General features: G+C 69.7%; 13 protein-coding genes and 1 pseudogene. 6 read left to right on the top strand and 8 right to left on the bottom strand.

Translation table 11 applies throughout. The annotated features are described in order from the left end of the window. The coding region (locus Q0C12_RS12875) for a hypothetical protein (RefSeq protein WP_290890815.1) at positions 1-195 on the bottom strand (195 nt) is incomplete at its 3' end. Positions 196-325: 130 nt separating this feature from the next. On the opposite strand from Q0C12_RS12875, the gene Q0C12_RS12870 reads away from it, so the two are divergent. Further along, positions 326-682, top strand: coding sequence for a DUF1428 domain-containing protein (locus Q0C12_RS12870; RefSeq protein ID WP_290890813.1), 357 nt, complete (start codon positions 326-328; stop codon positions 680-682). An 18-nt stretch (positions 683-700) separates the two neighbouring features. Here the strand turns inward: Q0C12_RS12870 and Q0C12_RS12865 are convergent, their stop codons facing one another. The 3 genes from Q0C12_RS12865 to Q0C12_RS12855 are packed head-to-tail and all read right to left on the bottom strand — an operon-like array spanning position 701 to position 3,434. Next, positions 701-1,645, bottom strand: coding sequence for an alpha/beta hydrolase (locus Q0C12_RS12865; RefSeq protein WP_290890811.1), 945 nt, complete (start codon positions 1,643-1,645; stop codon positions 701-703). Between the two features lie 9 nt (positions 1,646-1,654). Continuing rightward, complete coding sequence (sugE, locus tag Q0C12_RS12860) at positions 1,655-1,975, bottom strand: quaternary ammonium compound efflux SMR transporter SugE (protein WP_290890809.1); 321 nt, start codon at positions 1,973-1,975, stop codon at positions 1,655-1,657. A gap of 31 nt (positions 1,976-2,006) precedes the next feature. Continuing rightward, positions 2,007-3,434 (bottom strand): SPFH domain-containing protein, encoded by a 1,428-nt coding sequence (locus tag Q0C12_RS12855; RefSeq protein WP_290890807.1) that lies wholly within the window; start codon positions 3,432-3,434, stop codon positions 2,007-2,009. Between the two features lie 146 nt (positions 3,435-3,580). Here Q0C12_RS12855 and Q0C12_RS12850 point away from each other — a divergent pair, with 146 nt between their 5' ends. The 4 genes from Q0C12_RS12850 (at position 3,581) to Q0C12_RS12835 (ending at position 9,110) form a co-directional block, all read left to right on the top strand. Next, positions 3,581-4,648, top strand: coding sequence for an OmpA family protein (locus Q0C12_RS12850; RefSeq protein ID WP_290890805.1), 1,068 nt, complete (start codon positions 3,581-3,583; stop codon positions 4,646-4,648). Positions 4,649-4,716: 68 nt separating this feature from the next. Further along, complete coding sequence (locus tag Q0C12_RS12845) at positions 4,717-6,564, top strand: amidohydrolase family protein (RefSeq protein ID WP_290890802.1); 1,848 nt, start codon at positions 4,717-4,719, stop codon at positions 6,562-6,564. Between the two features lie 71 nt (positions 6,565-6,635). After that, positions 6,636-7,460: a hypothetical protein gene (locus Q0C12_RS12840; RefSeq protein ID WP_290890800.1), complete on the top strand. Its 825-nt coding sequence runs from the start codon at positions 6,636-6,638 to the stop codon at positions 7,458-7,460. Between the two features lie 201 nt (positions 7,461-7,661). Beyond that, complete coding sequence (locus tag Q0C12_RS12835; protein ID WP_290890798.1) at positions 7,662-9,110, top strand: serine hydrolase domain-containing protein; 1,449 nt, start codon at positions 7,662-7,664, stop codon at positions 9,108-9,110. Here the strand turns inward: Q0C12_RS12835 and Q0C12_RS12830 are convergent. The 4 genes from Q0C12_RS12830 to Q0C12_RS12815 all read right to left on the bottom strand — a co-directional run bounded on the left by Q0C12_RS12830 (position 9,107) and on the right by Q0C12_RS12815 (position 13,030). Further along, complete coding sequence (locus Q0C12_RS12830; protein WP_290890796.1) at positions 9,107-9,622, bottom strand: hypothetical protein; 516 nt, start codon at positions 9,620-9,622, stop codon at positions 9,107-9,109. The two genes, Q0C12_RS12835 and Q0C12_RS12830, sit on opposite strands and share 4 nt — an antisense overlap. A 50-nt stretch (positions 9,623-9,672) precedes the next feature. Then, positions 9,673-10,266 carry a tRNA (pseudouridine(54)-N(1))-methyltransferase TrmY gene (gene trmY, locus Q0C12_RS12825; RefSeq protein ID WP_290890794.1) on the bottom strand — a complete coding sequence of 198 codons (594 nt, stop codon included), beginning with the start codon at positions 10,264-10,266 and terminating at the stop codon, positions 9,673-9,675. Positions 10,267-10,358: 92 nt separating this feature from the next. Continuing rightward, positions 10,359-11,600, bottom strand: a complete 1,242-nt coding sequence (locus Q0C12_RS12820) for a cation:proton antiporter (protein ID WP_290890791.1) — start codon at positions 11,598-11,600, stop codon at positions 10,359-10,361. Between the two features lie 149 nt (positions 11,601-11,749). Next, positions 11,750-13,030: a PA2928 family protein gene (locus tag Q0C12_RS12815; RefSeq protein ID WP_290890789.1), complete on the bottom strand. Its 1,281-nt coding sequence runs from the start codon at positions 13,028-13,030 to the stop codon at positions 11,750-11,752. 240 nt (positions 13,031-13,270) lie between these two features. Between Q0C12_RS12815 and Q0C12_RS12810 the strand changes: the two are divergent. Further along, positions 13,271-13,388: pseudogene (locus Q0C12_RS12810) on the top strand (SPFH domain-containing protein); the annotation flags it as partial.

Below are 13,388 nucleotides of genomic sequence, written 5' to 3'. Positions count from 1 at the left end.
CAGCTGGCCCGCCGCCACTTCCGGCCCGCCGCTGGAGCGCCCGCCCATGACGCCGTCGTTCACCGCCACCCAGCGCGGCTCCTCGGGGGCGCCATCGAAGCGCATCAGGGTTTTCATCGAGGGCTCCGGGGCGGCCGAGGTCGTTCCGGGCAACGCGAGGATGAACAGGCAAAGCACGGCTGTTACCCGGGTCATCGCGAGGCTCCGGTGGTGAGAGCCCTCATTCCATCCGGCCACCCGTCGGAGGCGCGTGACGGGCCGTCAGTGGCGGCGTGGGGCATGCGGCGCTAGGCTCACTTTCCCTTGCCCCCCCCGGAGTCGCGCCATGAACTACGTCCAAGGATTCGTGATCGCCGTGCCGAACGCCAACAAACAGAAGTTCATCGACCACGCCCGCCAGTTCGACCCGCTGTTCATCGAGTTCGGTGCGCTGCGCATCCTGGAGTGCTGGGGCGAGGACGTGCCGCGCGGCAAGCAGACCGACTTCTTCGGTGCGGTGAAGTGCCAGGACGACGAGACCGTGGTGTTCTCGTGGATCGAGTGGCCCGATCGCGCCACCTGCGACGCGGCCATGGAAAAGATGATGGCCGACCCGCGCATGGATCCGGCGGCCAACCCGATGCCCTTCGACGGTGCGCGGATGATCTACGGCGGGTTCTCGCCGGTCGTGGTCATTGAATGACCGCGACGCCGCGATTCGTCAAAACTGCCCGGGCGAGAGGCTGCGAAGGGACGCCAGCGCTTCGATGACGCGCTCGGGGGCCTCGACCTGCGGGTAGTGGCCGACGCCCGGCAATTCCACCACGCGCGACCCCGGCAGCAGCTCGCGCCAACGGGCCACGATGCCTGCCCCCGAGATGGGGTCCTCGATGCCATTGATGAGCGCGACCGGCACGCCGCCCTGCTGCAGCGCGCCGACCCAGCGCGCACGGTGTTCGCGGCGCTCGGCGATGTAGCGCAGCAGCTTGGGCATCACCGCTTTTCCGCCGGCGCGGGTGAGCGCCTGCCAGGCCTCGTCGAGTTCACCCTCGGGCCAGGGCCGGGCGCAGATGCGCTGCAGGCTGGCCTTGAAGCGCCCTTCGCGAACCAAGCGCACCAGCAGCGGACCCAGCGGCCCGGCCACCAGGCGCTGGATCCGCAGCGGGCGCGTGGCCTCGGGGAACAGGCCGCCGTTGAGGAACAACACCGACGTAATGCGAAAACGCAGCCCGCCCTCGCGCTGCCGCGCCAGCAGCTCCTGCGCGACGGTGTTGCCGTAGTCGTGGGCCAGGATCGCGACTTCGCGCACGCCGGTGGCCTCGGCCAGCGCCACCCACTGGTCGGCCGAAGCTGAAATGGAATAGTCGAAGTCGCGCGGCTTGGCCGACGCGCCGAAGCCCAGCATGTCCAGCGCGAACAGTTCATGCGACTGCGCCAGCGCCGGCCACACTCCGCGCCAGTCGCGGCCCGAGGTCGGGAAACCATGGATCAGGAACAGCGCGCCGCCCTGCCCGCCCCGCCGCCCGTGCAAGCGATGGCCGCGGAACGGCAGCATGAAGGTGGCGGCGCTCTCGAATGACGTCACGCGATTCCCCTGGGCCAGGCCCTGCATCCACGCAGCGGCCGCCTGGTGCGCCAGCGGGCGCACGGCGGTGGAACGAACCATCGGAACTCCTCAGCCCGGCGTGGCCAGCTTCAGGCCGATGATGCCGGCCAGGATCAGCGCCAGGCTGACCAGCCGGCCGGCATTGGCCGGCTCGTTGAACAGCACGATGCCCAGGATGGCCGTGCCTACCGCGCCCACCCCCACCCACACCGCGTAGGCCGTGCCCAGCGGCAGGTCCTTCATCGCGACGCCCAGCAGCCAGATACTGACCAGCATCGCCGCCACGGTGCCCAGCGTGGGCCAGGGTTTGGTGAAGCCCTCGGTGTACTTCAGGCCAACCGCCCAGGCGACTTCGAACAGCCCGGCCAGGATCAGGATGAGCCAGCTCATGGCAACGCTCCTTGGAAGGTGAACCCGGGGCTCAACCCTTCGAGTCGGGCTTGTCGCCGGACTTGTTGACGAACTTCTCCAGCATCTTCTTGCCCTCGGGCGACTGCGCCAGGCCCTCGAGCATGCTGGCGATGGCGGTGCCGCCGTCGGCCGAGAACAGGTCCATCACGCCCGACAGGCCCTTGCCCGGGGTTCCGGCGTTGGAAATCACCTTCACGTCGGCGGTCTTGAGCGCCTCGGCCTGGGCCATGCCCACGGCCTGCGCGGCCTCGATGTTGCGGATGCCCAGCAGGTAGTTCTGGTAGCCCTGGTCGCTGCCGATCTTCTCGGCCAGCTTGATCTGCGCGTCCACCGGCGCCATCAGGATGGCGGTCTCGGCCTGGCCCTTCGCGTTACCTTCCAGCGCGATGCCCTCGGCGTTGCGGCGGGCGGCCTCCAGCTGGCCTTCGGCGGTCAGCACGGTCTGCTGCTTCTGGCCCTCGGCCACGACGATGGACACCTGCTTGTTGCCCTCGGCCGAGACCACGGCCACCTGCTTGGCGGCGTCGGCCTCGACGATGGCCACTTCCTTGGCCTGGGCGGCGGTGATCACCGCCACCTCGCGGGCGATCTCGGCGCCGCGCACGTTCTTGACCTGCACCACGTCCATTTCCTTGGCCGCGGTCTCGCGCTGCTGCACCTTCACCTGCTGCGAAGCCTGCTCGTTGGCCACGCCCACGTTCTTGTCCTTCTCGGCCGTGCGCAGGCCCACCTGCTCGGCGGCCAGCTGGCGCGACATTTCGATCTCGCGCTTGGCGGCGATCTCGGCCATCTCGGCCTGGCGGCTGTTGTCGGCCACCACCAGGCGCGACTCGCGCTCGATGCCCGAGGTGCGCTTGGCCATGATGTTGTGGATGACGTCGCTGTCCTTGCTGTCGCGGATGTCCATCAGCTCGATGTTCTTGATGGCCTCCACGCCCCAGCCGCCCAGCTGCGGCTGCACTTCCTTGGTGAAGGCTTCGCCGAAGCGGCTGCGGTCGAGCATGATCTGGTCGATCTCGTGCGCGGCCAGCACGGTGCGCACCGAGCCCTGCACGATGGCCGTGAGCTGCTGCTTGAGCTCGTCGAACGAGGCCACGCGCTGGGCGGCGGTGTTGGAGTCGCTGATGCGGAAGAAGGCCATCACGTGCACCAGGAAGGGCACGCGCTCCTTGTCGTAGGCCGCGTAGTCCGGCAGGTCGATCGAGAAGTTCGAGACCGGCAGCGTCACGCGGGTCAGGCCGACCAGCGGCAGGCGCGAGGGCCACTCGTAGTAGGTATTGCTGTCGAAGCCCTTGCCGTACGAGACCGTGTTGTTGCGGGTCTGGATGATGTGGACCTCGTTCACCGGGACCACCCGGCGCAGGGCGATGACCCAGAAGAACAGGGCCACGGCGACGAGGCCGACGGCACCCAGCAGGGCGATGAGGACGATGGACATTCCGGCGATCATGGTGGGTTCCGCGGCGGGGGCAAGGACGGCCAGTATACGGGCGGCGCGTGACCGGCCAAGGCGAGTTTTCGCTGTCCCTTGGCCGGGGCCCGCTACGTTATGGCGTGAATAGCCACCCACCCGAGGACCGCCCGATGCGCCGTCTGACCGCCCTGCTTTGCCTGCTGTTCGCCGCCACCCACGCCTGGGGCGACGCCACCGAGCCCACCGTCGACATCGACGGGGCCCGGGACCCGGCCTGGCTCAAGCGCTACGAGGGCAGCTTCATCGTCAGCTTCGAGCAGCGCGGCTTCGACGCCGTGAAGTTCCCGGCCTCGGTGCTCAAGCGCGTGCCCGACCAGACCGACGCCCACAACAACAACGTCTTCCGCGCCGAGACCCAGCGCGAGGTCGAGGGCGAATACGTGCGCCTGCTCTACATCGCCCCCGCCGACCGCTCGCCGCTGGAGGTGCTGCGCAACTACCTGGACCTGGTGGAGGAAGGCGGCGGCCAGGCGCTGTATCGCTGCAGCGACACCGACTGCGGCGGCGACCTCAACGGCAACGACCACGGCGGCGGCAACCAGGGCCTGATCGAGCAGCTCTACCCGCAGGCCCGCCTGAAGGACGCCGATTTCAGCAACGGCTGGTGCGCCAGCGGCTCCACCCCGCGCGAGCAGCACTACGCCCTGGCCACCCTGCCCGACGGCAGCGGCGGCGAGCGCACCCTGGGCATCGTTGCCTTCCAGGTCGGCGACCGCACCTACTGCAACGCCCTGCACGACCGCACCGCGGTGCTGGTGGTGGCGGTGTCGCCCAAGGCCCGCGAGCGCAAGATGGTCACGGTGAGCTCGGACGACATGGCCAAGGCCCTGGACGCCGACGGCCGCATCGCGCTGTACGGCATCCAGTTCGACACCAACAAGTCCTCGCTCAAGCCCGAGTCGGTGGAAACCATCGCCCAGATCGCCAAGCTGCTGCAGGCCCAGCCCGCGCTGAAGCTCGACGTGGTCGGCCACACCGACAACGTGGGCGACGCCGCCGCCAACCTGAAGCTGTCGCAGCGGCGGGCGGATGCGGTGGTGACCTCGCTGGTGGAGGACCACGGCATCGACGAGGCGCGGCTGTCCGCCCGCGGCGAAGGCCTCGGCAAGCCCGTTGCCGACAACGCCACCGAAGAAGGCCGGGCCAGGAACCGTCGCGTGGAGCTGGTGAGGCGCTGACGCAGCAAGCCAAACGCCGGCAATCACAAGACGGCCCGGCCTGCACGATTGAATCGGAGATCAGGACGATGACGAATCCCGCCCGCCTGCCCGCCGGCTTCATGCTCGCTGCGGCGATGGCCACCGGTTGCGCCAGCCTCGAGGGCCCCGCGGGCACCACGCTGGTGTTCGAATCCGTGAACGTGGTCGACACCGTCGACGGGCGGCGCCGGTCGCCGCAGGACGTGTTCGTGGCAGGTGATCGCATCGTCGCCATCCATCCTGCCGGCCAGCGCGCCCGTCCCCCGGGCGCCGCGCGCGTGGATGGCCGCGGCCGCTGGCTGATGCCTGGCCTCTGGGACATGCATGCGCATTGGTACGACGAGGCCACGCTGCCGGTGTTCACCCTGCACGGCGTGACCGGCCTGCGGCAGATGCGCGGCTATTCCGGGCAGTACGCCACCCGTGCCAAGGGCATCGAAGGCACGCTGGCCGCGCCGCGCGTGTTCCTGGCCAGCCCGCTGGTGGACGGACCCGCGCCCGCCAGTCCACCCGCCATGAAGGTGGTGGACGAGGCCAGCGCCCGCGAAACGGTGCGGCTGGTGGCGGCCTCGCGCGCAGATTTCCTCAAGGTCTACGACCAGGTGCCGAAAGCCGCCTATCTCGCGCTTCGCGACGAGGCGCGCCGGGCCGGCGTGCGCATCGAAGGCCACGTGCCGATCGACATGGACTGGCGCGAAGTTTCCGAGGGCGGCACGCAGCGCAGCTTCGAGCACCTCCATTCGATGATGGTGTGGACCGCGCGGGATCCGGCTGCGCTGCACGCGCGCTGGCTGGCCTACCACCAGGACCTGTCCTACAACGAGGGCATTCCCGGCGCCAAGCGCCAGGAGACCGCGGCCATCCACCACGCCGCCTACGACGACTTCGACCCGGCCCAGTTCGCTGCGCTCGCGGAGATACTCAAACGCAACGACACCTGGCAAACGCCCACGTGCATCCTGTGGCGGGCGCGCAAGGGCCGGCTCGACGCCGACGCACCGCCCGACCCGCGCATGCGCCTGGTGCCTGCCTGGATGCAGGGCTTCTGGGCCTCGTGGTGGCCGAAGGACGATCCCGAAGCCGTGGCCGCCGACTTCGCCGTGAACGAACGGCGCGATGCCTACTGCCTTGCGCGGACCCGCGATCTTCATGCGGCCGGCGTGCCGCTGCTGGCCGGCAGTGACACGATCATGCCCTACGTCTTCCCCGGCAGCAGCCTGCATGAAGAGCTCGCGCTGATGGTCGAGGCCGGGCTTCCGCCGCTGGCGGCACTCAAAGCGGCAACGAGCGGCGCCGCGCGTTTTATGGGGCGGGACGATCTGGGCGTGGTGCGCACCGGCGCGCTGGCCGACCTGGTGCTGGTGCAGGGCGACCCGCTCGCCGACATTGCGAACACCACGCGCATCGAAGGCGTCGCCATCGGCGGCAAGTGGATCGGCGCGTCGGCGCGGGACGTTGGCCTGGACCGGATTGCCCGCATCGTCGCTGCGCCCGCCGTGGCCGACGCCATGGGCGCCGCGGCGGCGAAGGACGGCCTGGACGCCGCCATCGCCGCTTACGACGCGCGCTGCCCTGCCCCGCCCGAACAAGCCGACTGCGGCCTGTTCAACGCTTACTACGCGGTACCCATGGCCTTGGCGAACGGACCCGACCGCGGGCGCATCGCCGAATTCGAGGACTGGCTGGAGACGACGGGCGCGTCCGACGCCGACCTGCTTTCGGCGCTGGCGCAGGCGCGCTACGAACGGGGCGAGCTGCCGGCCGCACGGCGGCTGACCGCACGCGCACTGGCTATCGCGCCGGGCGATCCGCTGCTAATGCAGTTGCAGCAGAAGGTGGACGGGACGGCCGTGCCCGCCGCCGGATTGGCGCCGGCCCGTGACGAAAGTCCGTAGGCCGGACGCCCCGGGCGACGTCCTGCGCGCCGGGTGACACTGCGCGCCTTTGCCCTTTCAAGGTAACCCCGATGTCCTTCACCGCCGGTCTGCTGCTCACCCTGTCCGTTGCTGCGGCCGAGGTCGCACCCCATCAGCCCGGCGACCCGGGCCCGGCTGCGCCGACGCGCACCGGCACAAGCTGGCTGTCCACGGACGCCAACGACTACAACCTCTCGCTGGCCGCCGACGGCCGCCGACTGGTCTTCGGCCGCTCGCCGACCGGCGATTTCGAAAGCGCGCAGGTGCTGATGGCGACGCTCGAGAACGGCGAATGGTCGGCGCCCGAACCCGTGTTCGCACCGCGCCCCGGCGGCCGCGACTCCGATCCGTGGCTGACGCCGGACGGCGCCTGGCTGTACTTCGTTTCCGATCGCCCCGCGCCTTCCCGCGCGGACGACCGCAAGGACATGGACCTGTGGCGCGCGCGGATCGTCGAAGGCCGCATCGGCGAGCCCGAACATCTCGCCGCCGCCTCGAGCCCGGGCGAGGAGTTGGGCCCCGAAGTCCACGGCGGCACGCTGTACTTCAATAGCACGCGCCCCGGCGGGCCCGAGCCCCTCGCGATCTACCGCGCCCCGGTGCTGGCCGACGGCATCGGCCCGGCCCAGGCAATGCCCGCGCCCTTCAACGAAGGCCGGGTGCAGGGCGACCTGACCTTCTCGCCGGATGGTCGCATCGCGCTTTTCTGGAGCGTGCGCGGCGACCTGCGCGAGCCGGATCTGTTCGCCGTGGTGCGCCGCGACGAGGGCTGGTCGGAAGCGATCCGGCTGCCGTCACCGTTCAACGCGCCCGGCATGGACTTCACGCCCGCCTTCAGCGCCGATGGCGACACGCTGTACTGGGCAAGTCAATGAGACCAGGCGGATGGGCGAGCAGACGTTTTCGCCACCCAGACGGACCGGTTGACCACGGTGCTTCAGGCGAAGCCTTGCACTGAGTGATTGCCTTTCGTTATCCGGCAGCGGGCCATTCGGTCGTGGCCGGAACCGATAGTCATCTGTCAACGCGATCCGAGCGGCGGCGTTCTGTAGTGCAAGCCCACCGAACGAGTCCGCATGACAAGCCTTGGCCCGCTCCACGCACTGACCCTGGCGATTCTCGCCCTGTCGTCCGCACCGAGCGTCCCTGCAGCGCCGGATCCCGGGCAACGGTCGCAGCGCCTGCTCGACGAGCTGGTCGACATCACCGGCGTGCCGGGCATGGGCGCCGCGATCTGGCAAGGCGGTCGCATCACCTGGCGCGGCTCGGCGGGCTGGCGCGATCTTGCCGCCGGCACGCCGGTGGACGCGGACACGCGGTTCCGGCTGGCCAGCGTTTCCAAGCTGGTGGCCGTGGCGGCGGCGGCGCGGCTGGCCGAAGACGGCAAGCTGGACCTCGACGCGCCCGTGGCCGCGCTCTGGGAGGGCGTCGACCCGGAATGGCCTGCGCTGAGCGTGCGCCAACTCGCCGCGCACACCGCCGGCGTGCCGCATTACCAGGACCGCGACGCCGATCGCGGCAGCGTCGCCTACGCCACGGCCCGCGAGGCCGCGGGCCTGGTGCGCGGGCGCCAACTGCTGTCGGCGCCCGGCGAGCGCTACCACTATTCCTCGTGGGGATACACGCTGATGAGCGCCGTGATCGAGGCCCGGTCCGGGCAGCGCTTTCCCGAGTACGTCACGCGGCACGTGACCCGCGACCTCGCCATCGGCGTGGACGGCGACAACCGAAGCGACCCGCGCGCCACGCGCACCTACCAGTTCGAAGGCGGACGCCCCACGCCGGCGCCTGCGCATGACTCAAGCTACACCTGGGCCGGTGGCGGTTACTCGGGCACGCCTTCTGCAGTCGCCGAGTTCGGCGGGCGCATGATGGCCGGCGACATCGTGCCCGTCGCGCGCTTCCAGGCGATGCTCGAGCCCGCGCGACTCAACGACGGTCGCGAAGTTAGAGACGACGATTACGCCATCGGCCTGGGCTGGCGCACGCTGACCGACCAGGACGGTCGCCGCCGCGCCCAGCACGCAGGCGTCACGCTGGGCGCCCGCAGCGCGCTGGTCACCTGGCCCGACCTGCCGGCGGCCGAACAGACCGCCGTGAGCCTGCTGTCGAACACCCTGTGGGTCTCGTCGATTGAACAGTCGGCGAGCATGCTGGCCGCTCCGCACATGGCAGTGCCCGCGGACCTGGTGCCCGCCGGGTGCCCGGTGCACGCCACCCGCTACGAGGGACGCTTCCGCGGCCAGCCTATCGCCGGCACCGTTACCTTCGCCGTGGAAGACGGAATTTGCATCGGCAAGCTGTCCCTGGCAGGCGACGCCAAGGCCTACTTCGACGCCTTCCCGCAGAAGGACGCCTCCCATCTGCGTGTGATCAGCCTGGACGCCGGCACCGGCCTGTCCCGCGCCGCACTGGTGGCACCGACGGGTCTCTACGACTTGCGGGCGCAACCCGATGGCTCGCACCGGGCACCGCTCGGCTCGTCCTCGGAACTGCGCGTGAATTTCCTGGCGACGCGGCCCTAGGCCTGGCCGTAGCGGAACCGATATATCAGGCGGCGGAGGCCACCATTGCCGAGGATCAGCCACAGGCCAATCGCGATCTCGACGCCAGTGGAGACCACGTTGGCGATCTGCTCAGGGCTCCACTGGTAGTCGATGTAGCCCTGCTGCCGCGTCCGAAGCCACAACGTCATCCAGAAGGTCAGGTCGACCAGGCCGTAGGCCAGCACCCAGATGCCGATCAGGGTCAGGCCAATCGACAGCGCGACCGGCGCGTCCACCGCCTTCTCGGAGCGCGGCTCGTGCATCACCGGCAGCAGCTTGCGGGCGATCGTGAGCGGGAAGTACCAAAGGAGCAAGCAGACCCCCGCACCCAAGACGAGCAAGACGATGAACGACACCGTCCAGTAGTTCCAACCCAGTTCGCCATCCATCTGCAGCATCTGCAGCATGGCCGGCGCGGAACCGAAGATACGGTAAGCCAGGTAAACCACGAACAATCGGGTGGCAACGGCGATGAAGTCTTCTCGGCTCAAGCGAACATCTCCGGCGGGGGTTCGGCAAAGTCTAGCTTAGCCACGGGTCGCTAGCGCTCGTCGAGCGCGTGGTGGATCAGCACGACGCACTGCGACGCGAACAGCATCTTCCGGCCCAGCGAGATCCGCTTCGTGCCGAGGCGGTCGAGGGTGTGGAAGGTGTTCTTGGGCATCGGGATGTGGTCGGTGAGCAGGAAGCACGGGCTCTCGCCAAAGGCTTGCTCGCGAATGGCCGTGCCCTTGGGATCCATCACGAAGAGCTGATGGTCGGTGGCCAGTTCCTGCACCAGTTTCTCGAAGCTGATGGTGCGCACCGTGACGCCCGACTCCACCGGCCGCGACTCCTCCTTGCCCATGCCGCGCGAGGCGTCGAGCGCGGCGGCCACCTTGCCCAGCAGCGCCCGCTCGTCGAAGCCGCCGATGGCGTGCATGGCCGCGGCCTCGAAGCGGACGGTGCGCGAATAGTCCTGCGTGCTCTCCAGCACGAGGTAAACGACCACGTCCGCCCGGTGCGACTGGGCCACGAAGATGGCGTTCATCAGCGTGTGCGCCAGGATCTCGGTGTGGGCTTCCTGGCCCACGCCTGCCAGCAGCTTCTGCGGGTCGGTGGGGGCGGCGCGGGCGCGGAGGACGAAGGTTCGCATGATGCGCGCATTCTCATGCGCAAGCCGCAACGCTGTCGAGAGCGCCCGCGTTACGCGTCTGCCGCTTGCTCTGGCTGCCGTTGGCGCCGGCGCTACTTCGGCGCCTCCCCGCGCCGCCGCCGGTCCAGCCACGCCATCACCCCGCTCGCCGTCAGCCCGTGCAGCAGGATCGACAGCACCACCACCATCACCACCACCGCCCAGAGTTCGCGGGCGTCGCGGAAGTAGGCGTGGTTCATCGCGAAGGCGAGGTAGTACAGCGAGCCGATGCCGCGCACGCCGAACACCGCGATCGCCCAACGGTCGCCCCGCGAGACCGGCGCGCCCCAGAGGCCGATCCAACCGGCCAGCGGGCGGACCCCCAGCACGAACACCGCCGCGAACACCGCGCCTTCCCAGGTCAGCGCCGCCAGCACGCCGCTGGCCAGCGAGCCGCCCAGCAACAGCAGCATCACCGACATCAGCAGCTTCTCGAGCTGCTGGGCGAAGCTGTCGAGCACGCCGTGGTAGTCGTGGTCGCGCTCGAGCTGCCGGATCACCAGCGCGGCGACGAACACGGCCAGGAAGCCGTAGGCATGGCACAGCTCGGCGATGCCGTAGACGATCAGGGTGATCGCCAGCGCCGTCAGCCCTTCCCCGGTGCGTGACAGCGACATCTGGCCGCGGCTGCGGAAGATCAGGTGCATCAGCGCGTAGCCCAGCAGCAGCCCGATGCCCACGCCGCCGAGCACCCGCCACAGCACGTCCAGCGCCAGCCAGCGGCCCCAGTCCATCGGCGACTCGCCCGAGGCCAGCGCCAGCGCGACCGCCAGCCAGACGAACGGGAAGGCCAGGCCATCGTTGAGCCCGGCCTCGGACGTCAGCGCGAACCGCACCGGGTCCTCGCCGCCCTCGCCCGGGCCGTGCACCTGCACGTCGCCCGCCAGCACCGGGTCGGTGGGCGCCAGCACCGCGCCCAGCAGCATGGCGGTGGCCAGGCTGTAGCCGAGCCAGGCCTGGCCCAGCCACAGGCCGGCCAGGATGGTCAGCGGCATGGTGATGCCGAGCAGCCGCCACGTCAGCGACCAGCGACGCCAGCCGAATCGCGTGTCGATGCGCAGGCCCACGCCCACCAGGGCCGCCAGCACCGCCAGTTCGGCCAGGCGCTCGGTGAGGGCCGGATAGCGCACCGGATCGGCCGGCGGCAGCGGAAGCGGCAAGGTGTAGACAAGCGCGCCCAGCGCGACATACAGGATCGGCAAGGTCAGCGGATTGCGCTTGACCAGGTGCGGCACCCACGCCGCGCCCAGCAGCGCCAGGCCCACCAGCAGGATCGCGAACTTGTACGGATCCATGGCTATCGTGTTTCCTGCGCGGGGCCGCCGGCCGCGTGGCGCCCGGATGCGATACGCGGATCATAGCCGGAGCCGGAACCACTTCGAGGCGGCCAAGGTCCGCGATTACAACACCTGGCCCGACTCCGCGGCATGATCAGCCGTCGGCTTCACTTCGCCAGCGTGGTTTCGCCAGAGACATCCCAGGCCTGCCACGCACCGTCGACCAGGGAAAGGCTGACCAGCCGGGGCTCGCGGAGACTGACGCCATCCACCGTCGATTCTTCGCGGCCAAACAGGACCAGGCGGCCCTCCAGCGGCCACACCATCACCGGGTTGATCGTGCTGGTATCGGCCAGCGGCAGCTCGGCGGTCCATATGGCCGCAAGGTCCTCGTTGAAGCGGGTCAGCGCCAGCCTGCCGTCGCCGTCGATGCGGGTGACGTGCCAGACGGCCAAGCCCGCGGGGTTCTCCAGCACGCGCGGTTCCTCCGTGCCGATCACCTTCAGGAAGCGCCCGCGAAGCAACACGGGGGAATCCGCGACCGGCGTCGCGCCCGCCAGGTGCCGGAAGCTTTCGCCGTAGGCGTCGGTCGTCTCCGCGACCTCCATGCGCCAGAAGCTGCGCCGCGCAAGGCTGCCGTCGTTGGTGATCGAATACGGGTAACGAAGATGGTCGCCCCAGGTGTCCTCGAGGGCGTCGGCGACCTCGGCTTCGGTATACAGGCCCAGCCAGCCCGCGGGGGTTTGCACCAGCCGCAGCGGGATCTCGCCCATCGGCGGCAGCATCGGCGCGATCCTCGGGCTGCCATTGGCCTTGAGTTCCGGCGGCGGGACCACTTTTGGGGCGGGGGCGTAAGGCTGCGCCTGGAACCCGGGCCCGCGCAGGACGAAAGCGCGGGCGTCGGCACTCATGAACACCAGGCCTTGGTCGAAGCCGTAGTGCTTGGTCTCTCGCGGCAGCAGGCCCTTGAGCGCGGGATTGGCCTGCTCGATGGTTTCGAACGTGGCCAGTGTCTCGCCGTCGGAGGCGCGCAGGGCCACCAGGTACTCATCCACGAACAGCCACACCCGCTCGCCCTCTTGCCCGATCAGCCGCGCACTCGCCGCCGAACCGATGACCCGGGACGGCCCGTAGCCGTGGGCGTCGGGATCGCCGAGCGTCAGCAGGCGCTTGTTCCAAAGCGGGCGTGCCGTCGCCGGGTCCATCACCTGCAGGTCGAAATGGAAGAAGGTGTCCAGGCGCGTGCTGGTACTGCGGCGCGACGTGCTGGTGGCCACCTGCCGGCTCTCCTCGCGTTTGGTCAACAGCCAAAAGCGCGGCGTGCCGTCGTCGTCCACCATCGCCGGGGGGCCCTGGATTTCCGGTGGGCCGATGTGCGTGCTGCACCCACACACCCATACCGCCACGCCGAGCAACAGCGCCAAGAGACCTTTCTTGCCGTTCTGCATGCTGCGATGTCCCGGGACCTGGCCGGATGGAAGCACCCGGCGCACCAAGTTGGATGTTAGGTAAACGCATTTCTTCCGCGCCTCCGGCCGCGACGGCGGGCCCACCCCGGCGCTCCTTGGCCAAGGCACTTCCCTGCCCTGTCGCCACCGCCGCCAGACGCCTGCGCCGTGCCGTTCGGCATGTATAGTTTGGCGGGCAGGGCCGGTAGCGTACTGGCCACTAAACGCGGAGATGAAGTCATGGGTCTTGTGCAGGCAGTGGCGGGTGCAGTCGGCGGCATGCTGGCCGACCAGTGGAAGGACTTCTACACCGTGCCGGCCGGGCTGCCGGCGACGGCGGCACTGTTCGCGGCGGTGC

The sequence above is a fragment of the Arenimonas sp. genome, assembly GCF_022842045.1.
Classification (GTDB): domain Bacteria; phylum Pseudomonadota; class Gammaproteobacteria; order Xanthomonadales; family Xanthomonadaceae; genus Arenimonas.
Note: the sequence above shows the minus strand (reverse complement) of the source record. Positions and strands in the feature narration are given on the sequence as shown.

What these genes read in the sequence shown, in the direction of transcription:
- Q0C12_RS12835 (WP_290890798.1), top strand. Translation starts at nt 7,662, where the DNA reads ATGACAAGCCTTGGCCCGCTCCACGCACTGACCCTGGCGATTCTCGCC.
- sugE (WP_290890809.1), bottom strand. Translation starts at nt 1,975, where the DNA reads ATGAGCTGGCTCATCCTGATCCTGGCCGGGCTGTTCGAAGTCGCCTGG.
- Q0C12_RS12820 (WP_290890791.1), bottom strand. Translation starts at nt 11,600, where the DNA reads ATGGATCCGTACAAGTTCGCGATCCTGCTGGTGGGCCTGGCGCTGCTG.
- Q0C12_RS12870 (WP_290890813.1), top strand. Translation starts at nt 326, where the DNA reads ATGAACTACGTCCAAGGATTCGTGATCGCCGTGCCGAACGCCAACAAA.
- Q0C12_RS12845 (WP_290890802.1), top strand. Translation starts at nt 4,717, where the DNA reads ATGACGAATCCCGCCCGCCTGCCCGCCGGCTTCATGCTCGCTGCGGCG.
- Q0C12_RS12815 (WP_290890789.1), bottom strand. Translation starts at nt 13,030, where the DNA reads ATGCAGAACGGCAAGAAAGGTCTCTTGGCGCTGTTGCTCGGCGTGGCG.
- trmY (WP_290890794.1), bottom strand. Translation starts at nt 10,266, where the DNA reads ATGCGAACCTTCGTCCTCCGCGCCCGCGCCGCCCCCACCGACCCGCAG.
- Q0C12_RS12865 (WP_290890811.1), bottom strand. Translation starts at nt 1,645, where the DNA reads ATGGTTCGTTCCACCGCCGTGCGCCCGCTGGCGCACCAGGCGGCCGCT.
- Q0C12_RS12850 (WP_290890805.1), top strand. Translation starts at nt 3,581, where the DNA reads ATGCGCCGTCTGACCGCCCTGCTTTGCCTGCTGTTCGCCGCCACCCAC.
- Q0C12_RS12855 (WP_290890807.1), bottom strand. Translation starts at nt 3,434, where the DNA reads ATGTCCATCGTCCTCATCGCCCTGCTGGGTGCCGTCGGCCTCGTCGCC.
- Q0C12_RS12840 (WP_290890800.1), top strand. Translation starts at nt 6,636, where the DNA reads ATGTCCTTCACCGCCGGTCTGCTGCTCACCCTGTCCGTTGCTGCGGCC.